A 23,630-nucleotide genomic window follows, 5' to 3' on the forward strand; every position below is an offset into this window, starting at 1 on the left:
CTGTCGTGGATCGGGCCTAGGCTTTTCTCTTGACCATTTCGTTGATCCAGATGGGTGCGAAAGGAGAAGTGCAGCCGGGAGAGGTCGGGTAGTCGGCGAGCACTTGCAGGTTCTCCCCGATGGCCAGTGCGCGCTCACGCAACGCAGGATGCTCAATACCGATCTGCGCAAGCGTGGTATTCATGGCCCACTGCAAACGTTCGGGCGCAGCCAGCATCTGTTCTTCGATGATGTCGAGAAGCCCAGCAAGATCAACCTGATCAGGGTCCTTGAGCACTTGATGTGCAGTCAATTCCCACCCAGCGGCCAGCTGCACGCTGTCGCTTTCAGCCATCAATACTTGGCGCAGCTCTTCGAGCAGTTTCGTTTTCTTGACAATGTAGTTCAAAAACCAGGCTTGCACCTTGGGCGTGCTGGCTGCCTTGCTCCAGTCATGCAGCTGTTCCAGCGAGAAGCTGCGAGGCTTCGCAATCAGAAGGGCCACGAGACGACTTGGGGTTTCCCCTGTCGCCCATAGCTGCTCGGCGAGATCCTGATTTGTCTTCAGGGACTTGGCGAGGCCGCGGAGTTTTCCGAGATTGACCCCAAAGTCATCACCATGGCGTTCATTGACCGCCCGAGCTTTGGGGTCTTCCAGAGCCAACAATGCCTGCTGGATTTCTGGCACTGTACTTTCAGGACCGATCTCGATGCTCAACGTATACTCCGTCTATTTGTTCGCTATAGGGATGCAACGGGCTGTCGCAGGATGGTTCGCAATCGTTCCGGCGCGACTTTCCTGGGATCTCCCAGATAGATCTCGTGGTGCTTGCCTGATAATCGCAGACCCTGCCCCAGAATAAAGTCCTTGTGCATCTGTTCTAGGACAGGCCCTTCATCATCATAAGCACCAAGATGCAGCGTCTGGACGCATTCTCCTTCGTCCAGTTCTTCCAAGCGCATCTTATCGATGCTTGGCAGCCGGCGCTTGGAAACTGCTGCTAAGACGGCGGCTTGGACTTCTTCGGCGGTGATCCAGTCAGGGACCATCAGCATGAGGGTCCAATACCACTGGGACTTATCTCGCTGCGTCGTAAAGGACTCCATGTTATCCGCCCACCAAAGACCCTCCAGGGGCGGAACCACATAGTCCCTGCCATTCTGCTTGCTGGAGAATTTTAGTTTGTACGCCACCGGATAAATCGTTTCCAGTGCTTGAGTGTAGCTAGGCGCCAGGTTGGGATCTCCGTGGCCATCAATCATGAGATATCGCGTGGCAGGCATTCGCAAGAGCCGAAATTCTGATGGCCTAGCACGGTAGCCATCGAGTACTTTCTTGAAATCGATCTTCTCAGCCATCTGTTGCGCTCCCCCACTGTCCCTGTCTAGTGCTAGAACCATTTACGCCATTTGAAGACGCCATACAGCGCCGCGGCGAAACCAACCATCACCAATACAGCCCCCGGATATCCGAACGCCCAGTGCAGCTCAGGCATGTGGTCAAAATTCATGCCATAGATCGCTGCGATCAGAGTGGGAGCAAATAAGATTGCAGCCCAACCTGAAATCTTTTTCATGTCTTCGTTCTGGCGTTGGGCTACCAAGGTGGCATTGACATTCAAAATCTGTGACAGGGCGTCACGGTATTCAAGCGCTTGGGTATTAGCTCGCGTCAGATGGTCTGTGACATCCTGCAAATAGGTTTCCAGCTCGTCAGGAACTGGGTACTTCTTGAATCCGTTATCGAGGGACCGTACGACTTCCAATAAGGATGCGGTGGAATGCTGCACGTCAATCACTTCTTGGCTCAAGCGATAAATGCGTTCTGTCACCGCAGCATCACCGCTGAAAACTTGACGCTCGATCTGCTCCTTATCGATCCCTAGGCCATGAAGAACTGGCGCATAGCCATCGACAATTTCATCGAGAATCCGATACAGCACTGCTTCAGAACCCAGCCGAAGCAGTTTTGGATCCTTGAGCAACATCTGATGCTGTTGGAGGTTTCCGCTGCTGATTGACTCGGCAAACTCGTGACCGTCGGTCCCGTCAATCCATCGATGGTCCTGGCACAGTACCGCGATGGAACCTTGCCGAAGGAGAATGTGGAATTCGGATAGCTCGACTTCTTCGGTGGCGTCGAGGTACAAGGCTGAACGTACAACCAGCAGGAGGACGTCACCATAGCGCTCTAGCTTCGGACGCTGTCTTGCGTGCAGAAGATCTTCAACCAAGACCGGGTGCAAATTCCACGCGTCGGCCAGCTCTTGGATATCAGCATCATCTGGCGTGGGATAAAGCGACAAAGCGATGCGATTCTCCCCGGTGCGGCAGAATTCCATCGCTTCCGCTGCCGTAACGCTCAACGGGGCAAGTTCGACCGTGCCATCATCGATGTAGCGAACGCGCTTTGAACTGTGAGCCGGTCCGCGACCGTTACCGACGTGCTTTGCTCGAATTGATCGTCGCTGAATTCGTGCCATGGTGCTCCTGATTGAACGATTTGATTCAAGTATCGCAAGTGAATTGCTGTTTAAGGTGCACATACAGCGCCTCAACATCTATAGACTCCGCCAAATTGGAAATTCTTTCCTGCACAGTTCGTCGTCATCGTGATGCGAACCATCAATTATCGCTGCGGTTCTGCGCGCCGGCCCGAGTGTTAGGACGTCAGGGCAAACGGCCGCTCGCCCAAAAGAGGGCATTGATCAGAATTCTATTCCGCACTAAAATGGAATTGAACGAAAAAATCCTGAAATTCTTTCTCAAGAATTTCAGGATTTAATTGGTGGAGGTAAGGGGATTCGAACCCCTGACCTTCTGCATGCCATGCAGACGCGCTACCAACTGCGCCATACCCCCAAAAGGATTGCTACCCTGATCAGGCAACTCCATAATCATAGATGACTACCTGATCAGGATGCAAATTCGCTGTTACTGATTCTGCTGAGTCAGTTCCTCAGGCAGTTCGATCACAGGGCAGTCTGCCCACAGTCGTTCCAGTGCGTAGAATACGCGGTCTTCCTGATGCTGAACGTGCACGACGACGTCTCCGTAGTCCAGCAGGACCCAACGGCCCATGCCGAAGCCCTCACGGCGGACCGGACGCATGCTGTATTCCTCCAGCACCTTGGCCTGAATTTCGTCGACGATTGCGTTCACCTGCGGTTCTGATCCACCAGAGACAATCAAGAAGGCGTCGGTAACGCCCAGGCGGTCCGCTACGTCGAGCGCGACCATGTTTTCTGCCAACTTTTCAGATGCAGCGTGTGCTGCAATCTTCACGAGGGCAATTGAATCTGCGTGTGCTCCCATTGAGTGGGGTGTCTCCTTGTTAGAGGTGTAGATCGAGAACTTAATTTTGCTACGAAACTAGTTGCCTAGCAACATGATAAGCCCCGCAATGAGCGCAGCTCCACCGACGCTTAATGCGAGGATCATGGCTATAAGCATGTTGTTGGCACGACGAACGCCGTGGGTTTGAACGTCCAGCGGCTCCAGGCCGTGAGCGTTCACGGCGTCAATGCGTGGCATCTGGACATCGGAAACTGCTTCCGAAGACGCAACGGCCTTCTTGGCGTCCGCATTTGGCTTGGCCGGAGTCTTGGCTGCAGGCTTGGCATCTGCCTTCGGAGCTGATTTCGGTGCCGGCTTAGGCGCAACCTTTGCCGCTGGCTTAGGTGCCGGTGCAGCTGACTTGGCGGATGCCGGCTTTGGAGCTGGCTTAGGTGCCGGTGCAGCTGACTTGGCGGATGCCGGCTTTGGAGCTGGCTTATCTGGTTCAGCGGTTTTGACGGCAGGCTTCTTGGCTGCTGGTGCCGCTTCATCTTTCTTGGAGCTGATCTTGCCATCAGAATCAAGATTCAGGGACACGCTCTGGGTTTTTGGACCCTGCACGCCGGTCTTGGCGATGCGGTCTTCCACCTCGCGGATGTTGCCCATGGCACCGGTGAACGGATCAGATGACTTATCGTCTTTGCCCTGCTTAGCGTTTTCTACGCGCAAGCGCTCACGTTCTGCGGCACGACGAGAGATAATCGCTGCGCGGGCAGCCATTTCACGCTGGTGGGCCAGGACTTCAAGATCGATCTCGGAGTCATCTTCGCCCAGCAGGTTCGGATCAATTGGTGCTTTAGGGGCATGCGCACGACGTGCAGCCAACGCCTGCTCAACGCTCATGACTGTCGTCTCAGGCGAATCATCGTCAGCTGCGGGCTTCTTTGCCGGCTTGGCAACGGGTTTAGGTGCTGCTGCCGGGTCGGCCTTACCCTGTTCGGCGAGGGCCTGCAGGCGTAGCTGGCGCCGGGTCAAAGGCTTGGGATCATCTGCCGGTTCAACCGTTGGAATATGGCTCGTAAGTGCATCCACTTCGCCTTCAAGGCGGCGGCGTTCACGCAGAGCTTCGCGGTTGCGGGCTCGACGAAGCGAAGCGCGCTCCCCCATTGGTTCTTGAGCCGGATTCTCGTCGGCGGTGGAACCAGCGGTCGATGGAGCTTTGGCTTCAGGTGCAGCAGGAGCCTGCGCCTTAGATGCTTGCGCCTGGTTGTCCTTTGGAGGCTCCACCTTGTTAACATCAGGCTTTTCAGCAGGCTTTGGCTGGGCTTTTGGAGCCGCCGCTGCCTGCTTGGAAACAGTCTGATCAGCCGGCTTTTGGGCCGCGGATTCAGGTTTGGCTGACGGTGCAGGTTTAGGGGCTGGTTTGGCCGCTTGTGGCTTGGCCGGTTCCGGTTTCGGAGTTGGCTTTGCAGCGGGAGCCGCTTCAGCTTTCGCTGGCGTTGCCGATTGCTCGGACTCCCCCGCCTTTTTCTTGTCTGCGAGTTCTTTGGCCTCTTGTTCTGCCTTGCTGCTTGCGAGCAAAGCTTCCATTTCGGCACGTCGCTTTTCGCGCAGAGCTCGCCTGCTAGAAACCGGCTGCGAGTTATCGCTCATCCTGTACTTCTCCCGACCGCATAGACAAATACCGTCACCCTTACCTAGAGATTATGCCGTGTTACGTCACCTAATGTGAGGTTACGACTCGGTATACAGCCCATATTTTGCAATGTACTGCACCACACCATCGGGCACAAGGTACCAGACTGGCTTATCGGCAGCGACTCGTTCACGGCAATCCGTTGAAGAAATTGCCAGTGCTGGAATCTCCAACTGCGACACGTTGTCGCGGCCAAGATCGCTCATGACATATCCCGGACGGCTCACGCCAACAAAATTCGCGAGGTCCCAAACCTGATCGATATCACGCCAGCTCATGATCTGGCTCATCGCGTCTGCACCGGTGATGAAGAACAGTTCCGCATCTGGGCGTTGCGCACGCAAATCCAGCAAGGTGTCACGAGTGTACGTGGCCCCTTCTCGATCAATATCCACTCGGCTGACGGTAAATCGCGGGTTTGATGCCGTGGCAATGACGGTCATCAAGTAACGATGTTCCGCGCTCGTGACCTGCTTGTCAGCTTTCTGCCAAGGCTGGCCGGTGGGTACGAAAACTACCTCATCCAGGTCGTACTCGGCAGCCACCTCGCTGGCGGCGACCAAGTGGCCGTTGTGAATGGGGTCAAAAGTACCGCCCATCACGCCGAGGCGCAATGGGCGGTCACTATGCTGCCGCTCGCTCAAGACTAGTGGCTATGTGGTTCGTGAGTCTTGAACTGGCGGTGAATGTCCTGTTCTTCATCCTTCACCGAGTGGCGGTTGCCGACATTGGTGTAGGAAACAGTGATCAATAGCAAGATCATCAGTGCAACAAAGATGCCGCCACCAATAAGCAGGGACCAGGTGTGTCCACCCAAGCCAGTCTCAGCGGCTTCAGAGGCCAGAATCAGCGCGTTCAAGTAATTCTCCAGTCCTATTTACGGTTGCCATTGGCACATCGGCAAAGGCCGAGGCCCCAATGGTCCGAAAAGTAACGGTACGTTTCTTCTACATCCTACCGAAAACGGCGGTCAGAAACTATTTACGAACGTGTCCGTCGCCTTGGACAATCCACTTCGTTGTCGTCAGTTCGGTCAGGCCCATCGGTCCACGTGCATGCATTTTTTGCGTTGAGATACCAACTTCAGCGCCAAGGCCGAGCTGCCCACCGTCGGTAAAGCGAGTCGAAGCGTTCACGATGACGGCAGCAGATTCGATCTCGGCGATGAATAGCTCAGCAGCAGCCAGTGACGAGGTGAGAATCGCTTCGGTGTGGCCGGTTGAGTATTCGCGAATGTGGTCCAGCGCCTCGTCGATGTCATCGACGACCTTGACCGCGAGATCCATATCCATGTATTCAACGCGCCAGTCTTCGTCCTGGGCTGGAACGGTTTCCAGATCAGGCACGAGAGCTGCAGCACGTTCATCTACGTGCAGGGTCACACCTGCTGCGGAGAGCGCCTTGAGCACCGAGGGTGCGACTTTCGAGTCCTTATGAATCAGCAAGGTCTCTACGGTATTGCATACGCTTGGGCGTTGGGTCTTAGCGTTCATCAGGATGTCGATGGCCATCTGCTCTTCAGCCGAGGAATCCAAGAAGATATGAACGTTGCCTTCGCCGGTCTCAATCACTGGCACCTTGGCGGTGGTGACAACACGTTGAATCAGATCGCGTCCGCCGCGAGGGATCAGCACGTCGATCTTGCCGCGAGCACCCATCATGGCGTCGGCGCCCTCGCGACCGAACTGATCGATGGATGTCACCAGATCGCGTGGAAGCGAAACGGATTCCAAAGCGTCGCGAATGATCGAGACGAGGGCTTGGTTCGAGTGCAGTGCAGCAGTTCCGCCGCGCAGCAACACTGCGTTGCCGCTCTTCAGCGACAAGCCGGCGATATCAACCGTGACGTTGGGACGGGCTTCGTAAATCGTGCCGATGACGCCCATGGGGACGTTGATCTGGCGCATGCGCAGACCATTTGGCAAAGTCTCGCCGCGGACCACGCGACCCACGGGATCCGGCAGGCCTGCGAGTTCATGCAGGGCGGAAATCAAACCGTCAACGCGCTTGTCATCAAGTTTCAGGCGATCCAGCATGGCCACGGACGTGCCATTGGCCTGTCCGGCTTCCAAGTCCTTCTTGTTTTCCTGGAAGATCTTGGAGCGGTTCGTGTCGATTCCTGATGCGATCGCCAGCAGTGCACGGTCTTTCCAGTCGCGGTTGGCGCGCTTGAGCACTCGCGAGGCACGGCGAGCTCGATCAGCGAGCTGATAAACCGAACCAGTGACGTCGGAGATCTGTTCTTCTGTTCGTACTGCGTCGATACTCATAGTTTCCATCCTAGAAAATAGGTTCGATCAAAGCTAGGCCATCGACATGCACGACCGATTTATCGTAACCTTCGCCGAGCTGCTCAACGAGATCGCCGGTGTTCTGACCCAGCATCTCGGGCAGCTCCTCGGAGCTGTAGTTCACCAGGCCGCGGGCAAATGGCACACGATCTGATCCGCAGATTTCTACTACGTCGCCGGGCTCGAAGGCGCCTTCTACGTCAATGATGCCGGCGGCCAGCAGAGAATTGGTGCCGCGGGAGATCGCCTGGACTGCTCCGTCGTCTAGGATCAGCCGGCCCTCGATGCTTGCAAGGTACGCAAGCCATACGTCACGGGCAGAGCGGCGCGAATTTCGTGCGGCGAACCAGGTTCCCACATCCTCGCCGCGTAACGCCTTGGCGGCGTTGTCGGTGCTGGTGACCAATGTCGGAATGCCGGCGGAGGAGCTCATGGTGGCGGCGTCGACTTTGGTGATCATGCCGCCGGTACCGACGCCTGCTGCGCCCGGGGTGCCCAGGTCGACGGCTTCCAGCTCGTCAGGATGCTCGATGGTGGTGATGCGGCTGCCGCCGTCTTCAGGATGCGCGTCGTAAACGGAATCGACATCCGAGAATAGGAGCAGTGCGTCGGCCTTGACTAGGTGCGCTACCAGGGAGGCAAGGCGGTCGTTGTCGCCGAAGCGGATTTCGCGTGTTGCCACGGCGTCATTTTCATTGACGATGGGAAGGACGCCAAGATTCAAGAGGCGCACGAGGGAGCGCAGGGCGTTGGTGTAGGACGAGCGCCGCATCAAGTCGTCGGCGGTCAGCAGGACCTGGCCGACTCGCAAGTCGTGCTCTTCAAATAGCTGCGTGTATTCGGCCAGCAGCAAGCCTTGGCCGACAGCCGCGGCGGCCTGCTGGGTTGCCAGGTCCTTAGGACGCTTTGGCAAACCCAGCGGGGCCAGGCCGGCAGCAATTGCACCGGAAGAAACGAGGATTACCTCGGTACCGTTGTTCACGGTTTCGGCGAGAGTGTCCACCAAGAACTTCAGTCTTTCATGGGATATTCCCCCGCTAACCGTGGTCAGTGAGCTGGATCCAACCTTTACTACGAGTCGCCGTGCGTCCGGCAATTCGTGAGGAGAGGTAATGGCTGAAATAGTCTTAGTGGCACTTTCACTCATACTTTATTCTTCCTCCTGTGCTGCCTTCTTTCCAGCAGCGTTTTTTGCGTTCTTGGCGTTGACCGATTCGGTCCAGATTCCGGCCTTGCGTTCGGCTTCCAGCTCCTGACGAGCGGCGGCCTTGGCGGCCTTCCGGTCCTCGTGTTCGGCGCGCTTTTCTTCGCGGGTCTTTCGATTGCCGCGGTCTTCGAGTCGCACGTCTTCGCCACGGCGGCTGCCGCCGAGCAATTCCGCGCCGGCAGCCATGGTTGGCTCCCAGTCAAAGACCACAGAATCTTCTTCGGAACCAATGACGACAGCGTCGCCCGGCTTGGCTCCGGCCTTGAATAGCTTGTTTTCTACCCCCAGTTTGGCCAGGCGGTCAGCAAGGTAGCCGACAGCCTCATCATTTCGGAAGTCGGTCTGCATGATCCAGCGTTCCGGCTTTTCGCCGATAACGCGCCACAATGGCTCAAGGTTTTGTTCCTCGCGGCGAATGTAGAACTCTTCCTTGTTGCTAAAGCGCGGACGGATCACTGGCACCTCGACTACCGGTGCCTCGACGACCTGCTCGGCTCGCGCTTGTTCTACCAATTCAGCCATAGCGAAGGACAGTTCACGCAATCCGTTACGTGACAGGGCTGAGATTTCAAACACGCGGTATCCGCGCTTTTCCAGCTCTGGGCGCACGAATTCAGCCATCTCAGCGCCATCTGGCATGTCGACCTTGTTGAGCGCAATCAGCTTAGGGCGATCAATGAGCGGAACGATTGTGCCGTCGGTTCCGGCGAAAGTGGAGTCGGCTTCGTAGTTCGCCAGCTCGGCTTCGATGATGTCCAGGTCGGTGATCGGATCACGATCGGATTCCAGTGAGGCGCAGTCCAAGACGTGCACGATGGCAGCGCAACGCTCAACGTGGCGCAGGAACTCGTGGCCCAGGCCCTTGCCCTCGGATGCGCCAGGGATCAGCCCTGGGACGTCGGCGACGGTGAAGCGGGTCTCGCCTGCCTGGACGACACCCAGGTTCGGGACCAGGGTGGTGAATGGATAATCGGCGATCTTCGGGCGCGCAGCGGAAACTGCAGCGATCAACGAGGACTTGCCAGCCGATGGGTAGCCCACCAGTGCGATGTCGGCCATGGACTTGAGCTCCAGGACGATGTCCTGGCTGGTTCCGGGAATGCCGAGCAAGGCAAAGCCTGGTGCCTTGCGCTTGTCAGAAGAGATGGCTGCGTTGCCCAGGCCGCCCATGCCGCCGATGGCAGCGATGTACTCGTCGCCGACGTTGATCAGGTCGCCGAGGATGTCGCCGTCCTTGGACTTCACCACGGTGCCGGCAGGCACGCCGAGGATCAGGTCTTCGCCGTGCTTGCCCGGGTGCAGTCCACCCTTGCCTGGCTCGCCGTTGCCGGCCTTGCGGTGTGGCAGGTGGTGGAAGTCCAGCAGCGTGGTGACCTGGGGGTCGACGCGCAAGATGATGTCGCCACCCTTGCCGCCGTTGCCGCCATCGGGTCCGCCAAGCGGTTTGAATTTCTCGCGCTTGATGGACACACAACCGTGGCCACCATTACCTGCGGTGACATGAAGGGTTACGCGATCAACGAATGCAGCCACGGGGCCATCTTCTCCTAGAACGGGGGTGCGAGTTGTTCTCGCAGAAAAAGTCTATCTACGCACACAAGGGGCGGACCGAATAACGGCCCACCCCTTCTGTACTAAAAAATTTGCCTGATGCCTGAATTAGGCAGCAGCAACAATGTTCACCACGCGGCGACCACGACGGGTGCCGAACTCGACTGCACCAGCAGCCAAGGCGAACAGGGTGTCATCCTTGCCACGACCTACGCCGGCGCCTGGGTGGAAGTGGGTGCCACGCTGACGAACGATGATTTCGCCAGCCTTGACTTCCTGACCACCAAAGCGCTTTACGCCTAGGTACTGTGCGTTGGAATCGCGACCGTTGCGAGTGGAACTCGCACCTTTCTTATGTGCCATGCCTTTTAGCCTCTTTCGCTACAAAAATGGATATTACGATCAGCCAGAATTAGGCGATCGAGGTGACCTTGACCTTGGTCAGAGCGGCACGGAAGCCCTGGCGCTTCTTGTAACCGGTCTTGTTCTTGTACTTCTGGATAACGATCTTCTCGCCACGAAGGTTTTCTACAACCTCAGCGGTGACCTTGACCTTAGCCAGATCAGCAGCGGCGGAAGTTACCTTCTCGCCATCTACCAACAGCAAAGCAGGAAGCTCGATGGAGCTACCTGGGGCAGCCTGAAGACGGTCAACGGTGATGAGGTCTCCTACGGAAACCTTCTCCTGGTGGCCGCCTGCGCGGACAATTGCGTACACCACGTGGGTACTCACTTCTACTCGACGTTTATTGTCTTACCGGCGCAGATATCGACCCGAACACCCATAAATGAGTGCGTATCCCGGGGATCTCATGCGCTTGTGCCTTGACGCCGAGCGGACGGAAAGTCCGTGATCTTGGCGTTTAGCACCGATCAACTAGATTACGCTAGTCCACACCACTGGGGCAAATACAAACTGCCCCAGCGGGTGAAGCGTGACCAAGTTCATCTATTTCAGCTCGCGCACCGGAACGCCGACACCGAACATTACCGGTTGCCCGGCAGGCTCAGCTGGCTTTTCGTTTTGCGAACTGGAGGCATCCATTTGAACTACCGAACCGGTAGCGGCGGATACCTCTGCCACGAGAACCTCTGCAGTCGCGTCGCCCTGAGCCGAGGTGGCTCGACGGCTGCGTCGCTTTGGTTTCGTGGAATTCTGTGGGGCCACCGCGCTAGCGGCAGCCGAAGCTTCGACAGGGGCCTTGGCCTCGGTCGCGACCGGAGCGCTCGACGCTGGCATAGCCAGACCGGTCAGCACCGGCTGGTCCTGCACCGACACGGCACCAGCGCCCTGCGGGCGTGAAGCCCGGCGGGAACGCTTGCGAGGCTGCTCAGCAGGCTTGGACTCATCGTCCGCAACAGGGGCAACTGGCTGCTGCTCCTGAACGGCCTGATCGGATTCTGCCGGCTGGGCTTCCTGCTGCTGCGCCTCGCCCTGTGAACGGTTGCGTCCACGGGAGCGCGAGCGGCGACGCGGCTTGCGCGACGACTCGCCATTCTCCTCATCGCTCTCGTCCTTGCCCGGCAGGGCAGCTTCAAGGGCTTCAAGGGTTACGGCGACTTCGGCGGCAACCGGAGTGCTGGTCTTGATAACAGGAATCTGCTCGCCTTCGATGCTCACAGCGTTCTCCACGTGTGGCTCCAGGTGCGATGCGGCGGCGATGCTTGCCAACGCATTGCGGGTAGCTTCATCCTTCTCGCCGTTCGGCGCAGCCTCCTGCTTGGCAGCTGGCTTGGCCTCGTCCTTCTCGCCACCGCGGCGGCGGCGTGAATTGCGGCTCGGCTTCTCGCTGAACTTCTTGGCGTGGGGTTCGCCAGCGGAGTTGAAGGTGCGGCGCGACTCAACCGGCTCTTCGTGGGTGATGACACCCGCGCCAGCGCAGTGCTCGCACTCTTCGCCGAAGACCTCAAGCAGGCCGGTGCCCATGCGCTTGCGAGTCATCTGGACCAGGCCCAGGGAGGTCACTTCGGCCACCTGGTGCTTGGTGCGGTCACGGCCCAGGCACTCCACCAGGCGGCGCAGTACCAGATCGCGGTTGGATTCAAGGACCATGTCGATGAAGTCGATGACGATAATGCCGCCGATATCACGCAGGCGCAGCTGGCGGACAACTTCCTCGGCCGCTTCCAAGTTGTTCTTGGTGACGGTTTCTTCGAGGTTGCCGCCCGAGCCGGTGAATTTGCCGGTGTTCACGTCAATGACGGTCATCGCTTCGGTGCGGTCGATGACCAGCGAACCACCCGATGGCAGGTAGACCTTGCGGTCCAGCGCCTTGGCGATCTGCTCATCAACACGGTAGTTGGCGAAGATATCCTCTTCGGACTCCCACTTCTCCAGGCGGCCCATCAGATCCGGTGCCACGTACATGACGTAGGCCTCGATGGTGTCCCATGCGTGCTCGCCGGAAACGATCAGCTTGGTGAAGTCCTCATTGAAGACATCGCGAACGACCTTGATGGTCAGATCCGGCTCGGAGTACAGCAGTTCCGGAGCCAGGGTCTTGGTGGAGTTGGCCTGCTCTTCGATACCTTCCCACTGCGCGCGCAGTCGGTTGATGTCGTTGGTCAGCTCTTCTTCCGAGGCGCCTTCAGCGGCCGTGCGGACAATGACGCCGGCGTTTTCCGGCAGGTGATCCTTCAGGATCTTCTTCAGGCGCTGGCGCTCGACATCTGGCAGCTTGCGCGAGATGCCGGTCATCGAACCACCTGGCACGTAGACCAGGTAGCGGCCCGGCAGGGAGATCTGGCTGGTCAGGCGGGCACCCTTGTGTCCCACAGGGTCCTTGGTGACCTGCACGAGCACCGAGTCGCCGGCCTTCAGCGCGTTTTCAATGCGACGCGGCTGGCCTTCAAGGGCCGCTACATCCCAGTTGACTTCGCCTGCATACAACACGGCATTGCGACCGCGTCCGATATCGACGAAGGCAGCTTCCATGGACGGAAGGACGTTCTGGACCTTGCCGACATACACATTGCCGATCAGGGAGTCCTGCTGGGTCTTGGAAACGAAGTGCTCTGCGAGTACCCCATCTTCAAGCACGCCGATCTGGATACGGTCCTCGCGCTGGCGCACGATCATCTTGCGCTCTACGGATTCACGGCGCGCCAAGAACTCGGCTTCGGTGATGACCTGGCGGCGGCGTCCGGTCTCGCGGGATTCACGGCGGCGCTGGCGCTTGGCCTCAAGGCGAGTCGATCCGCGCACGGAGGTCACCTTGTCACTGGCGGAGCTGTGGCTTTCGATGCTGCCACGTGGCGCGCGGACGCGGGTTACGGTGTTTGGCGGATCGTCTTGTGAACCACCCTCGAGCTCCAGGTCCACATCGCCGCGGCGGCGGCGGCGACGGCGACGTGAGGTCACGTCATCGCTTTCGGCCTCGGCAGTTTCCTGGCGCGCTGGCTCCTGCTTTTTGGCAACAACCTGTGCCAAGACGGCCTGGGCGGTTTCAGGCACGGCGAATGGATTCAAGATCATGGAGCTGCCGTGCTCGGCCAATAGCTGGCCGGTGTGGTCCTCTACGGACTCGGTGGCGGCTTGTGCCACCGACTGGTCGTCTGCTGCAGCTTCTGCGTTCACGGCTTCTTCGGTGCCGAGCTGTGCTGCTTCGGTCTTGGCCGCTGCTTGCTCGACCGCCTCGTCGCTGGCTGCATGGCGTGCCACCTGTGCACGACGCTCAGCCTGGCGGCTGGCACGCTGGGTGGTATCAGGCGTAGAAACCTGAGTGCGGCGAGTGGCTCGCCAGCGGTATGGGCTTTCTTCAATGCCGGCTGCGGCATTGAGCTCGGCCAGAGTCATGGCGCGACGCAATGGCCGCGCAGGGGTGGTTGAAACGCTGGTACGACGGGCTCGCGTTGAACGGTTGCCCCGCTTGTTACCTTGCGCTCCACCCTTTCGTTGATTTGCTGCGCTCATTTAAATTCGCGTACTCCTACTTTGTCCCGCTTTGGCATCCTCCACAGACGGCGCCGTAGCTGAAACTACAATCATCACGTGTCCTTGACCGGTTTCTTTAAACCAGCCAGACACAAAAGCTCGCTATTTTCCACGGGATTGCCACTGGCTTATTTGACTAAGCCGGACGCAATTTCTGCGGATCAACGTGGCCTATGAAAACCGGCTGCTTTCCTTTGCAGCCCTACGATCCGCGGTATTCCCTCGGGAGGCGCACATATTGGGCACTCAACCGAAGCGATGCATCGCCTGGCGATCTGTTGTTTCAAAAGTCTGTCGTCGGGTTGAAAGCAGACTGTGGATCCGCGAACAACCATTTCCATTCTCTCATATTTCGTTCATGCCTTGTTCATTGCTTCTCATCAGTTGCACAGAATCGCTTCCTAAGATGAAAAACGCTCGAAGCGGAATCTCCCGCTTTCCTACAAATTTATGGAATAGTCGAAACATGGTTTCATCACTAGAAAAGAGCCACAACCCGGGCGTGTTGCCATGGTGGGCCAAGGACCGCGGATTCGGACTGGTTCTCATCGCAACAGGGTTCATCTCATGGCTCGCAGCCGGAACCCTCGTTTTGGAACGCATCGAGCTGTATAAGAACCCTGATTACGTCACCAGCTGTGATATCAATCCATGGATTTCCTGCGGCACCGTGATGAGGTCGGAGCAGGCAGGGATCTTCGGATTCCCTAATCCGTTTTTCGGCATTGTCTGCTTTGCCATAGTCATCACGATTGGCATGATGCTGTTAGCTGGAGCCAACAAGCTCCAGCGATGGTTCTGGCTCTGCTTCCAGCTGGGCATCACCGCAGCAATGGGCCTGGTGATCTGGTTCTGGTCACAGGCACTGTATGAAATCAATGCCCTTTGCCCCTACTGCATGGTGGTGTGGGCCATGGTGATTCCGCTCTTCGTCTTCACCACAGCGCGCAACGTGGTCACAGGCATCATTCCTGCCGGTGCTGGGTTGAAGAAATTCTTTACCGAGTGGAGCTGGATTGTCACCGCGATCCTGTGGCTCCTGGTTGCAGCTTCAGTGGTTCTACGTTTCCCGAATGCGTTCTTCGGCTAGATTCTGCATCTCCGCCTGCCGGTTCGTTGCGCTTGCAACGGGCCGGCTTTTCATTTGCCGGGAACCACTGCATGCTTCATGGGCAAGACAGCTGCGCCTGCCGCTACTGGTTCGCGCACTGCGATCTTTGCATCCCTTCCACAGCTAGGACAGCTAGATTGGGTACATGGCAAGTGACAAATGGAACACAGAAAATGCCCAAAACTACGGGATCGATCTACTGATCTCAGACCAATTGCGACTGCGCGAACTGCAAGAAGAAGATCTTCCGTTCCTCACCCAATGGTGGAATAGCCCGGAATTCATGGCATTGCAGGGAAGCCTGGTGCTCCCCCACCCAGTCCAAGAAGCAGCCACCCTCTTCAAGTCCCGAAGCCTGAACCGAGGCACTACTGATGGTGTTGGCCTATCCATAACCCTGCCGGATGACACACTGATCGGGCACACCGCGCTCTATGACTACAACGCACCGGCTCGATCAGCTGAGCTCATGATCATGATCGGCGGATCAAATGTGGGGCAGGGCTATGGAACTCTGGCCACCAAGATGATCATCGACTATGGCTTCCGCGAGATGGGATTAAACCGGATCGGACTGACGGTCTGGGCCTACAACGAAAGGGCGTTGCGGACGTTCCTTCGTTCAGGCTTCCGCGAAGAAGGCCGTGTCAGGCAAGCTGGATTCCACGATGGATCATTCCACGACAAGATCGTCATGGGGTTGCTGGCCGAAGAATACTTCAAAAGCTGATTAGCTGTGCAGCCGCTGGGCTGGCTATGACCGCTCGCACTGTCGAGCGGTCATTTTGTTTTGATGAGCCGATCGCGTGCCGGCCCGGTGACAGCTCCGTGCATCAGAGCCGGGCTGTGAGATGGAAATAATCATCCTTTCGGTGTTGCCCCCAGTGCCGTTGATCTAGCTAGCCTATTCTTAGAACTAATTAGTACGAGCCACGAGGAGCAACCATGGCCCTTTTCCGCAAGGGTAAATCCCAAGCACCGGCAAAAAAGCCGTCGCAAAAGTCAGTAACGGCGACCGCCTCCAACCCGAACTTGGCAGATGCCGACGCAAAACCCGATTTCACGGTCTCCGGGCTGTGGACAGATCTACTTGGTCGCCTGGGAATTCGCAGTGCCCAATTGCTCGTTGTGGGAGTATTGGGAGCATTCCTGATCATTGGGATGCTTCGTTTGACGATGATCGTTATTCCAACGCTGCTTGCCGTCATCATTTCCTGCGCACTGTGGCCGCTGGTCGTCAGGCTGCGCAAAATTTTCTCACCGATGCTCTCGGCGTGGATCGTCTTCCTCGGATCCCTGTTGCTCCTTGGTGGCGTCGGCACGGGCCTGGTCTTCTCGGTCATCAATGAATGGCCAAAGCTCGTTGATAAAGCCGTCCAAGGTTTTAATCAGCTCAACGACATGGTCCAGGAACTGGTAGGTAACCTGCCGATCTCTATTGATCAGGGACAAATCGACAACGTTGTTAATACAGTCACCGGATTCCTGACCAGCGCGCAGTTCGGTACCGGCGCGCTGAACACGCTCAGCGCGGCGGGCAGCTTCCTCACCGGCCTGGTCCTGCTGTTGGTGATCCTGTTCTTCTTCCTGAAGGACGGCGACAAGATCTGGGCCTTCGCTGTTTCGTGGACCCCGGTTCACTACCGCAACAAGTGGATCCTGTCCGGTGACCGCGCCTTGCGGACCTTCGGCGGCTACATCCGCGGCACCGCGACCGTGGCCGCAGTCGACGCCATTGGCATTACCGCAACCTTGTTGATCGTTCGGGTGCCGCTGGCTATTCCCCTGGGCATCATCGTGTTCCTCGGCTCCTTCGTTCCAATGGTTGGTGCTACGGTGGCGGGCATTCTTGCGACCCTGATTGCCCTGGTAACCAACGGGCCGATTGTCGCTTTGATCGTCTTGGCTGCGGTGATCCTGGTGAACCAGCTTGAAGGCAACTTCCTGCAGCCGGTGGTCATGGCCAGTGCGTTGAATCTCCACCCGCTGGTCGTCCTGCTGGCCCTGACTGCCGGCACGGTGCTTGCGGGCATTGTTGGCGCGGTGCTTTCCGTTCCGCTGGTTGCCGCTTCCTGGTCGGTGATCAAGGTCTGGACAGGACGCGACAGAATGGATCCGGTCCCTGCCGCCAGTGCCGAAATCAAATCCGAAGTCGAGATAGACCAGGACGAGAAGGCCCTCGAAAAGCTGGAATCCGGCGAAGAGGAATCCTCGCAGGCTCCCAAGGGCTAGGCTCGGAAACTGGTACCTCGAAGTTCTTGAATTTGCCTCGCAGATCCGCTGACACGGCGCATCGATATGCGGGGCAAATTCTTTAATTTCATATGTGCGGCTGTTAGAATTATTGCAAACCTGTTCATCTGTGATTAATGCTCAGTTGACCAGATGTTTCAGTAGGAAGATTATGAACGGACGCCGAGAACCGGCGCGGTGACGTTGTCACTGATATGGCGCATGTGTTTAATGTGAATGAAGTGAGGAAGGTTGACCGCTCGCAGGATTTCCTTGGCAGCAAGGATCCCGGCATTGCGAATCAATCGCTCTGAAGGATGGAGACCGCTACGCAAACAAGCCTGGAAGGACCGCGAATGTTGGATTTCAGCAATGAGAACACGGACGAGGATTTGGCGCATCTGGTCGACGCGACCGTCGAGCATCATCAGGTAGTCACCGTCGGCTCAGCCGAGGACTTCGGGCCCACATCGATTCAAGATCCTGCCGAACCCGGTACAGTGGCAGACTCCGTCGCCAAGGGTCCAGACGCTCCTGTAGAAACCCTGGACGATTGGTACTGAGACAGACTTCAGAGCATAAAAATATCCCAGCAGATCCGAGTGGATCTGCTGGGATATTTCTATCTATGGCTTACTTGCCGAACCAGATAGCAATCTCGCGCTCTGCGGACTCAACCGAATCGGAACCGTGCACGAGGTTCTGCTGGACCTTCAGTCCCCAGTCGCGGCCGAAGTCGCCGCGGATGGTGCCTGGAGCAGCGGTGGTTGGATCGGTCGTGCCAGCCAGCGAGCGGAAGCCCGGGATGACGCCCTGGCCCTCTGCGACGATGGCAACAACCGGGCCCGAAAGCATGAACTCCACGAGCGGCTCGTAGAATGGCTTGCCCTCGTGCTCTGCGTAGTGCTCGGCCAGCAGTTCGCGGGTGGCTTCCAGCTGCTGCAGCTTGGCAATGGTGTAGCCCTTGGCTTCAATGCGGGCGAGGATCTGGCCGGTGAGTGCGCGTTTGACGCCATCTGGCTTGACCAGGATCAGGGTACGTTCAGTCATTTGACTACCTCTTCGTATCGTTGATGTATTGCTAAAAATCTAGGCTTGTTCGGGATGCGCCTGTTCCCAGGCTTCCTGTGCTGCGGCGCGACGCCTGTTCTCCACGTCGATCTCTTCACCCTTGCTCAGCGCATACCACCAGCACAGGGCAAAAGCGGCGGCCAAGTAGAACATGTCCACCAGGATGAATCCTGTCAGGAAGAAGACCACCTGCAGCGCCCAACCGATGATGTAGCCGATCTTCTTGCCCAGCAACGCGCAATTCAGGATGCACAGCAGCGCTACCACCGCGCCCAGGGTCAGCACGACTACCGGCTCTCCCCCACGCTTGAGGCCGAATGCGGCCAGCGTGACGAAAACTGCCAGGAGCGCTTCGCACACCAAGACGGTTGATGCGAACATCATCTTGGTCGAGCGCGGCTTCTTCTTCATGCCAGGACGCCACTCGCGCTGCGCACGGGTGAGTTTGGCCATTAGGAGTCACCTCTCTTGAGCAACAGTGAAATCTCGCCCACCAGTGTAATCGAACCGGTGACCAAGACACCTCCACCGAGATCTTCGCCGGCTTCTGCGCGTCCTACCGACCATTCCACTGCGTCTTCAAGATCCTCGGTCACGTGGATGTCTTCCTCGGGCCACCCGGCGTTCATGGCCAAACCGGCCAATTCGCCGGCCGGGATGGCTCGTGGCGAGGAGGACTGGGTGATGCACAGGTCTTCAACCATGTCGCCATACTCTTCACGCATGGTGTAGAGCATTGCTTCCGCATCCTTCTCGCGAAGGATGCCCACCATCAGCACGAGGCGGGTAAAGCCGAAGGATTCCTTGATCGCCTCGGCCGATACACGAATGCCCTCCGGGTTGTGCCCTGCGTCGACCAGGATGCTCGGTGCACTGCGCACCAGCTCCAGACGCCCCGGGCTGGAGGTCGCGGCGAATCCCTGGCGCACCAGATCGGCGTTCAGTTCACGCTGTCCGCCTCCGAGGAACGCCTCGACCGCTGCGAGCGCCACGGTGGCGTTCTGCGCCTGGTGTGCGCCGAAGAGCGGCAAGAAAATCTCTTCATAGCGGCCTGCCTGTCCCTGGATGGACAGCAGCTGTCCGCCCACACCGGACTTGCGCTCCAGGAGCTTGAAGTCCAAGGTGTCGAAGGCCGCCGGCACTTCAAGCTCGCGGGCACGAGCCAGCAGCACGTCTGCGGCGTCCGTTGGCTGGGTCGAGGAAACCAGGTAGCCGCCGGGCTTGAGGATGCCGACCTTTTCCTGGGCAATCAGCTCGGTGGTATCCCCCAGCAGATCGGTGTGATCCAGGGAGATCGGCGTGAAGACCGAAACGTCGGCATCCGCGACGTTCGTGGCATCGGTGATGCCGCCCAGGCCGACTTCGAGCACCACAACATCAACTGGGACCTCTGCGAAAATCGCAAAGGCCAGGATGGTGACGGCCTCGAAGTAGGTGAGCCTGTTTTCGCCTCGCTCGGACAGCTCGGCATCGACGATCTCCAGGAACGGGCTGATCTCATCCCACACCCGCACGAAGGTCTCGTCGTCCACTGGCTCGCCGTCAATGGCGATGCGCTCGGTCACCGAGACCAGGTGCGGCGAGGAATAGCGGCCGGCGCGCAGGTCATGGGCAATCAGCAGCTGCTCGATCATGCGGGCGGACGAGGTCTTGCCGTTGGTGCCGGTGATATGGATGACCGGGCAGGCTTTATTCGGCTCGCCCAGGATCTCCATCGCACGGAACATCGGATCCATCCGGGGTTCCATCTTGTTTTCCGGCGCACGGGACAATAACTGCCCGTAAACGCGGTCCAGTTCGCTCACTAGTTGGCCTCAACTTTGTCGGAGTCTAGCTTGGATACGGTGATCTGCTCATCGGCGGCCGAGTCATCAGCCACCAGTTCCAGGTGCGCGGTCAGGGTTTCACCGGCTACCAGCTCGCGGTTGGCTTCCAGCGCTGCGATGGTCGCGGCGTTGGCGGCGATCACGGTGCGGATGCGATCCGAGACCTGCAGGTCGGCATCCTTGCGGGCCGACTGGATGGCGCGGATCATGTCGCGTGCGGTGCCCTCGGCAGCCAATGCTTCGGTTACCTCGGTGTCGAGCACCAGGAAGCCACCGTCGATCACGGCTGCGGCGATCTCACCCTCTGCATCCACCACGGTGTCCAGGGTGTACTCGCCCTCGACCAATTCCAGGCCGCCTGCGGTCACGACACCGTCGGTCACCGACCAGTCGCCGGACTTGGCGCCCTTGATGGCCTGCTGGACGTTCTTGCCAAGGCGCGGACCGGCCGCGCGGGCGTTGACTACCAGCTGCTGGCTGATGCCGTAGCTGGCCGCGTCGACGCCTTCGGCATCGATCAGGGTGACTGCCTTGAGGTTCAGCTCATCCTTGATGATCGAAGCGTAGGTGCCGTCCAGGCGCACAGCACCGGTGAGGACAACCTTCAGCTCTGCCAGCGGCAAACGCACGCGCAGGTTCTTGGCCTTACGCAGCGAGGAACCTACGGAGCAGATCTTACGGGTGGTTTCCATGGTTTCGAGCAAGGACGCGTCGGTCGGGAACTCGTTGGCATCTGGCCAGTCGGTCAGGTGCACCGAGCGCTGACCGGTCAGCCCGCGGAAGATCTCTTCGCTGGCCAGCGGCAGCAGCGAAGCGGTGACCTTCACCAGGGTTTCCAGAGCGGTGTACAGGGTGTCGAAGGCCTGGGTGTCTTCATCGAAGAAGCGCTGGCGGGAGCGGCGCACGTACCAGTTGGTCAGGGTGTCCATGTACTGGCGCACGGCCTCGGTGGCGTCGGAAACCTCGTAGGTGTCCAGTGCTTCGGTGACTTCGCGCACCAGCTGGCCGGTGGCGGCCAGCATGTACTGGTCCAGCGGGTCGGTGGAGGTGGTTGAGCGCTTGGCCTCGTAGCCGGCCCCGTTGTTGGCGGAGTTGGTGTAGAGGTTGAAGAAGTGCCAGACGTTCCACAACGGCAGCAGCACCTGGCGCACGCCATCGCGGATGCCCTGTTCGGTGACAACCAGGTTGCCGCCGCGCAGGATCGGGCTGGCCATCAGGAACCAGCGCATGGCGTCGGAGCCGTCGCGGTCCAGGACCTCGGTGACATCCGGGTAGTTGCGCAGGGACTTGGACATCTTCTGGCCATCGGAGCCCAGCACGATGCCGTGGGAGATCACGTTGGTGTAGGCCGGGCGGTCGAAGAGCGCGGTGGAGAGCACGTGCATGGTGTAGAACCAGCCACGGGTCTGGCCGATGTACTCCACGATGAAGTCAGCCGGGTGGTGTCCCCCATCGAACCAGTCTTGGTTGTTGAATGGGTAGTGCACCTGGGCGTACGGCATCGAACCGGAGTCGAACCAGACATCCAGCACGTCTTCCACGCGCACCAGGGTTCCGCCTTCGGCGCAGCCGTCGTGAGCCTTGGTCAGCTCGTCGATGAATGGGCGGTGCAGATCCGGCTGGCCTTCGTGGTTCAGTGGCAGGCGGCCGAAGAAGTTCTTCAGTTCATCCAGCGAGCCGAAGACTTCGCGGTGGGTGCATTCTGCTCCCGTGCATTCCCACACTGGGATAGGTGAACCCCAGTAACGGTTGCGCGAGATGGACCAGTCGCGGGCGTTTTCCAGCCACTTGCCGAACTGGCCGTGCTTCACGTTGCCCGGGATCCAGTTGATCTGCTCGTTCAGCTCGACCATGCGGTCCTTGAACTTGGAGACCTCCACGTACCACGAGGAGATCGCGCGGTAGATCAGTGGGGTGCGGCAGCGCCAGCAGTACGGGTAGGAGTGCTCGTAGGAAGCCTGCTTGATCAGCTTGGCTTCGTCCTTGAGCACGTTGGTGATGGTCTTGTTGGCATCGAAGACCTGGACGCCGACAATGTCAGCGAGCGGACCACCTGCGAAGGTCGGGAGGAACTTGGCGCCTTCGTCTACCGAGAGGATGACCGGGATGCCGTTTTCTTCACAGACCTTCTGGTCATCTTCACCGTAGGCAGGAGCCTGGTGAACAATGCCGGTGCCGTCAGCCACGGTGACGTAGTCAGCGGTGACGATCTGCCAGGCGTTCTCGGTGCCGTACTTCTCGGTGTCGGTGTAGGTATCCCACAACGGCTGGTAGCGCACGCCAGCCAGGTCCGCGCCAACGTAGGTGGCGGTGATCCCTGCGGCGGCTTCCTTGGCATCCTTGTAGCCCAGGTCCTTGGCGTAGGAGCCCAGCAGGTCCTTGGCCAGCAGGAATGGACCGGCGGCGGCTGAAGCCTTCACGCCAGCCTCGCCGGCAGGGACGACGACGTATTCGATCGACGGGTGTACTGCCAACGCGGCGTTGGTTGGCAAGGTCCATGGGGTGGTCGTCCAGGCCAGTGCCTGCACGCCGGCCAGAGCCTTCGAAGCTTCGGTCTCGCCGGCAAGGATGGTGAAGCCGACGGTGACTGTCTGGTCCTGGCGGTTCTTGTAGACGTCGTCGTCCATGCGCAGCTCATGGTTGGACAGCGGGGTCTCGTCCTTCCAGCAGTACGGAAGCACGCGGAAGCCCTGGTAGGTCAGGCCCTTGTCCGAGAGCTGCTTGAAGGCCCAGATGACTGATTCCATGAACTCGACGTTCAGGGTCTTGTAGTCGTTTTCGAAGTCCACCCAGCGAGCCTGGCGGTTCACGTACTGCTTCCACTCGTCGGCGTACTTCATCACCGAGGTGCGGCAGGCGTCGTTGAATTTGTCGATGCCCATGGCTTCGATCTGCTTCTTGTCGGTCATGCCCAGCTGCTTCATTGCTTCCAGCTCGGCAGGCAGTCCGTGGGTGTCCCAGCCGAAGCGGCGCTCAACGCGCTTTCCGCGCTGGGTCTGGTAGCGGGCTACCAGGTCCTTGACGTAGCCGGTGAGCAAGTGGCCGTAGTGCGGCAGGCCGTTGGCGAAGGGAGGGCCATCGTAGAAGACGAATTCTTCGCCCTCGCGCTGGTCAATGGAGGCCTGGAAAGTGTTGTCGTTCTTCCAGTATTCGAGGACGCGCTTCTCAAGTTCCGGGAAGCGCGGTGAAGCCGGGGTCGAACCGGTTGGGTCTGTAGTGACCTTCGGGTAGAAGCTCATCGAATGGGCCGTCCTTCAAGCGTAGGGTCGATAAATCCTTGCCTACGAGGACGGCGATTAAGCCGCGGTACCACCCCGCTTATCCCCCGCCAGATGGCGAAGGACCACTTATCTTCAGCTGTGACGGGCTGGTCCCGTTCGGTTCTACTGGGCAGAGTCGAGATCCGCTGTTCTTCCGAAGGCTCCCCGGTGATGGCCGGATCAATGCCTGATTACT

At 58.7% G+C, this 23,630-nt stretch carries 21 protein-coding genes and 1 tRNA gene; 4 read left to right on the plus strand and 18 right to left on the minus strand.

The window, feature by feature from the left end; translation table 11 throughout:
* Nucleotides 1-16: 16 nt before the first annotated feature.
* The 14 genes from D3791_RS00435 to D3791_RS00500 form a co-directional block, all read right to left on the minus strand.
* Complete coding sequence (locus D3791_RS00435; protein ID WP_216847368.1) at nt 17-691, minus strand: DNA alkylation repair protein; 675 nt, start codon at nt 689-691, stop codon at nt 17-19.
* Between the two features lie 29 nt (nt 692-720).
* Complete coding sequence (locus tag D3791_RS00440) at nt 721-1,338, minus strand: GyrI-like domain-containing protein (RefSeq protein WP_028268554.1); 618 nt, start codon at nt 1,336-1,338, stop codon at nt 721-723.
* A gap of 32 nt (nt 1,339-1,370) precedes the next feature.
* Entirely contained in the window at nt 1,371-2,462 is a 1,092-nt protein-coding gene (locus D3791_RS00445; RefSeq protein WP_061951967.1) for a magnesium and cobalt transport protein CorA, read from the minus strand.
* 303 nt (nt 2,463-2,765) lie between these two features.
* A tRNA-Ala gene (locus tag D3791_RS00450) sits at nt 2,766-2,841 on the minus strand.
* A 72-nt stretch (nt 2,842-2,913) separates the two neighbouring features.
* Nucleotides 2,914-3,294 (minus strand): ribosome silencing factor, encoded by a 381-nt coding sequence (rsfS, locus tag D3791_RS00455; protein ID WP_022875296.1) that lies wholly within the window; start codon nt 3,292-3,294, stop codon nt 2,914-2,916.
* 57 nt (nt 3,295-3,351) lie between these two features.
* On the minus strand, nt 3,352-4,908 hold the full coding sequence (locus tag D3791_RS00460) for a hypothetical protein (RefSeq protein WP_172511001.1): 1,557 nt from the start codon (nt 4,906-4,908) through the stop codon (nt 3,352-3,354).
* An 81-nt stretch (nt 4,909-4,989) separates the two neighbouring features.
* Nucleotides 4,990-5,595 carry a nicotinate-nucleotide adenylyltransferase gene (nadD, locus tag D3791_RS00465; RefSeq protein WP_022875298.1) on the minus strand — a complete coding sequence of 202 codons (606 nt, stop codon included), beginning with the start codon at nt 5,593-5,595 and terminating at the stop codon, nt 4,990-4,992.
* Between the two features lie 2 nt (nt 5,596-5,597).
* Complete coding sequence (locus tag D3791_RS00470) at nt 5,598-5,810, minus strand: hypothetical protein (protein ID WP_061951964.1); 213 nt, start codon at nt 5,808-5,810, stop codon at nt 5,598-5,600.
* Between the two features lie 118 nt (nt 5,811-5,928).
* The gene (locus tag D3791_RS00475; RefSeq protein ID WP_022875300.1) at nt 5,929-7,221 is read right to left on the minus strand and encodes a glutamate-5-semialdehyde dehydrogenase; all 1,293 of its coding nucleotides are present in this window, start codon (nt 7,219-7,221) and stop codon (nt 5,929-5,931) included.
* Nucleotides 7,222-7,231: 10 nt separating this feature from the next.
* Nucleotides 7,232-8,389, minus strand: a complete 1,158-nt coding sequence (gene proB, locus D3791_RS00480) for a glutamate 5-kinase (RefSeq protein ID WP_172511002.1) — start codon at nt 8,387-8,389, stop codon at nt 7,232-7,234.
* A gap of 3 nt (nt 8,390-8,392) precedes the next feature.
* A complete protein-coding gene (gene obgE / locus D3791_RS00485; RefSeq protein ID WP_022875302.1) occupies nt 8,393-9,982 on the minus strand; it encodes a GTPase ObgE in 1,590 nt (529 codons plus the stop codon).
* Between the two features lie 126 nt (nt 9,983-10,108).
* Complete coding sequence (gene rpmA / locus D3791_RS00490) at nt 10,109-10,363, minus strand: 50S ribosomal protein L27 (protein ID WP_022875303.1); 255 nt, start codon at nt 10,361-10,363, stop codon at nt 10,109-10,111.
* A gap of 49 nt (nt 10,364-10,412) precedes the next feature.
* Complete coding sequence (gene rplU / locus D3791_RS00495; RefSeq protein ID WP_022875304.1) at nt 10,413-10,721, minus strand: 50S ribosomal protein L21; 309 nt, start codon at nt 10,719-10,721, stop codon at nt 10,413-10,415.
* Nucleotides 10,722-10,949: 228 nt separating this feature from the next.
* Nucleotides 10,950-13,913 carry an Rne/Rng family ribonuclease gene (locus D3791_RS00500; RefSeq protein WP_022875305.1) on the minus strand — a complete coding sequence of 988 codons (2,964 nt, stop codon included), beginning with the start codon at nt 13,911-13,913 and terminating at the stop codon, nt 10,950-10,952.
* Nucleotides 13,914-14,400: 487 nt separating this feature from the next.
* On the opposite strand from D3791_RS00500, the gene D3791_RS00505 reads away from it, so the two are divergent.
* The 4 genes from D3791_RS00505 to D3791_RS00520 all read left to right on the plus strand — a co-directional run bounded on the left by D3791_RS00505 (nt 14,401) and on the right by D3791_RS00520 (nt 17,840).
* Nucleotides 14,401-15,024, plus strand: a complete 624-nt coding sequence (locus D3791_RS00505) for a vitamin K epoxide reductase family protein (protein ID WP_022875306.1) — start codon at nt 14,401-14,403, stop codon at nt 15,022-15,024.
* A 166-nt stretch (nt 15,025-15,190) separates the two neighbouring features.
* The gene (locus D3791_RS00510) at nt 15,191-15,775 is read left to right on the plus strand and encodes a GNAT family N-acetyltransferase (RefSeq protein WP_022875307.1); all 585 of its coding nucleotides are present in this window, start codon (nt 15,191-15,193) and stop codon (nt 15,773-15,775) included.
* A 215-nt stretch (nt 15,776-15,990) separates the two neighbouring features.
* Complete coding sequence (locus D3791_RS00515; RefSeq protein WP_172511003.1) at nt 15,991-17,277, plus strand: AI-2E family transporter; 1,287 nt, start codon at nt 15,991-15,993, stop codon at nt 17,275-17,277.
* 356 nt (nt 17,278-17,633) lie between these two features.
* Nucleotides 17,634-17,840: a hypothetical protein gene (locus tag D3791_RS00520; protein ID WP_172511004.1), complete on the plus strand. Its 207-nt coding sequence runs from the start codon at nt 17,634-17,636 to the stop codon at nt 17,838-17,840.
* A 70-nt stretch (nt 17,841-17,910) separates the two neighbouring features.
* On the opposite strand, the gene ndk is transcribed toward D3791_RS00520, so the two are convergent.
* From ndk to ileS, 4 genes are read right to left on the minus strand one after another with little or no spacing between them, the layout of a single operon-like run.
* Nucleotides 17,911-18,327: a nucleoside-diphosphate kinase gene (ndk, locus tag D3791_RS00525; RefSeq protein WP_058254469.1), complete on the minus strand. Its 417-nt coding sequence runs from the start codon at nt 18,325-18,327 to the stop codon at nt 17,911-17,913.
* 39 nt (nt 18,328-18,366) lie between these two features.
* Entirely contained in the window at nt 18,367-18,801 is a 435-nt protein-coding gene (locus tag D3791_RS00530) for a DUF4233 domain-containing protein (RefSeq protein ID WP_022875311.1), read from the minus strand.
* Entirely contained in the window at nt 18,801-20,096 is a 1,296-nt protein-coding gene (locus tag D3791_RS00535) for a bifunctional folylpolyglutamate synthase/dihydrofolate synthase (RefSeq protein WP_172512860.1), read from the minus strand. The genes D3791_RS00530 and D3791_RS00535 overlap by 1 nt, the downstream gene beginning before the upstream one ends.
* A 56-nt stretch (nt 20,097-20,152) precedes the next feature.
* A complete protein-coding gene (gene ileS / locus D3791_RS00540; protein ID WP_172511005.1) occupies nt 20,153-23,413 on the minus strand; it encodes an isoleucine--tRNA ligase in 3,261 nt (1,086 codons plus the stop codon).
* Between the last annotated feature and the right edge of the window lie 217 nt (nt 23,414-23,630).

The organism is Glutamicibacter mishrai, from assembly GCF_012221945.1.
Classification (GTDB): Bacteria; Actinomycetota; Actinomycetes; order Actinomycetales; family Micrococcaceae; genus Glutamicibacter; species Glutamicibacter mishrai.

Excerpts from the sequence above, each read along its gene's own strand:
- D3791_RS00510 (WP_022875307.1), top strand. The coding sequence starts at position 15,191 with ATGGCAAGTGACAAATGGAACACAGAAAATGCCCAAAACTACGGGATC.
- D3791_RS00530 (WP_022875311.1), bottom strand. The coding sequence starts at position 18,801 with ATGGCCAAACTCACCCGTGCGCAGCGCGAGTGGCGTCCTGGCATGAAG.
- D3791_RS00440 (WP_028268554.1), bottom strand. The coding sequence starts at position 1,338 with ATGGCTGAGAAGATCGATTTCAAGAAAGTACTCGATGGCTACCGTGCT.
- D3791_RS00520 (WP_172511004.1), top strand. The coding sequence starts at position 17,634 with ATGTTGGATTTCAGCAATGAGAACACGGACGAGGATTTGGCGCATCTG.
- D3791_RS00535 (WP_172512860.1), bottom strand. The coding sequence starts at position 20,096 with ATGGAACCCCGGATGGATCCGATGTTCCGTGCGATGGAGATCCTGGGC.
- proB (WP_172511002.1), bottom strand. The coding sequence starts at position 8,389 with ATGAGTGAAAGTGCCACTAAGACTATTTCAGCCATTACCTCTCCTCAC.
- D3791_RS00475 (WP_022875300.1), bottom strand. The coding sequence starts at position 7,221 with ATGAGTATCGACGCAGTACGAACAGAAGAACAGATCTCCGACGTCACT.
- rsfS (WP_022875296.1), bottom strand. The coding sequence starts at position 3,294 with ATGGGAGCACACGCAGATTCAATTGCCCTCGTGAAGATTGCAGCACAC.
- D3791_RS00500 (WP_022875305.1), bottom strand. The coding sequence starts at position 13,913 with ATGAGCGCAGCAAATCAACGAAAGGGTGGAGCGCAAGGTAACAAGCGG.
- rpmA (WP_022875303.1), bottom strand. The coding sequence starts at position 10,363 with ATGGCACATAAGAAAGGTGCGAGTTCCACTCGCAACGGTCGCGATTCC.
- ndk (WP_058254469.1), bottom strand. The coding sequence starts at position 18,327 with ATGACTGAACGTACCCTGATCCTGGTCAAGCCAGATGGCGTCAAACGC.
- D3791_RS00460 (WP_172511001.1), bottom strand. The coding sequence starts at position 4,908 with ATGAGCGATAACTCGCAGCCGGTTTCTAGCAGGCGAGCTCTGCGCGAA.
- D3791_RS00505 (WP_022875306.1), top strand. The coding sequence starts at position 14,401 with ATGGTTTCATCACTAGAAAAGAGCCACAACCCGGGCGTGTTGCCATGG.
- D3791_RS00515 (WP_172511003.1), top strand. The coding sequence starts at position 15,991 with ATGGCCCTTTTCCGCAAGGGTAAATCCCAAGCACCGGCAAAAAAGCCG.
- ileS (WP_172511005.1), bottom strand. The coding sequence starts at position 23,413 with ATGAGCTTCTACCCGAAGGTCACTACAGACCCAACCGGTTCGACCCCG.
- D3791_RS00445 (WP_061951967.1), bottom strand. The coding sequence starts at position 2,462 with ATGGCACGAATTCAGCGACGATCAATTCGAGCAAAGCACGTCGGTAAC.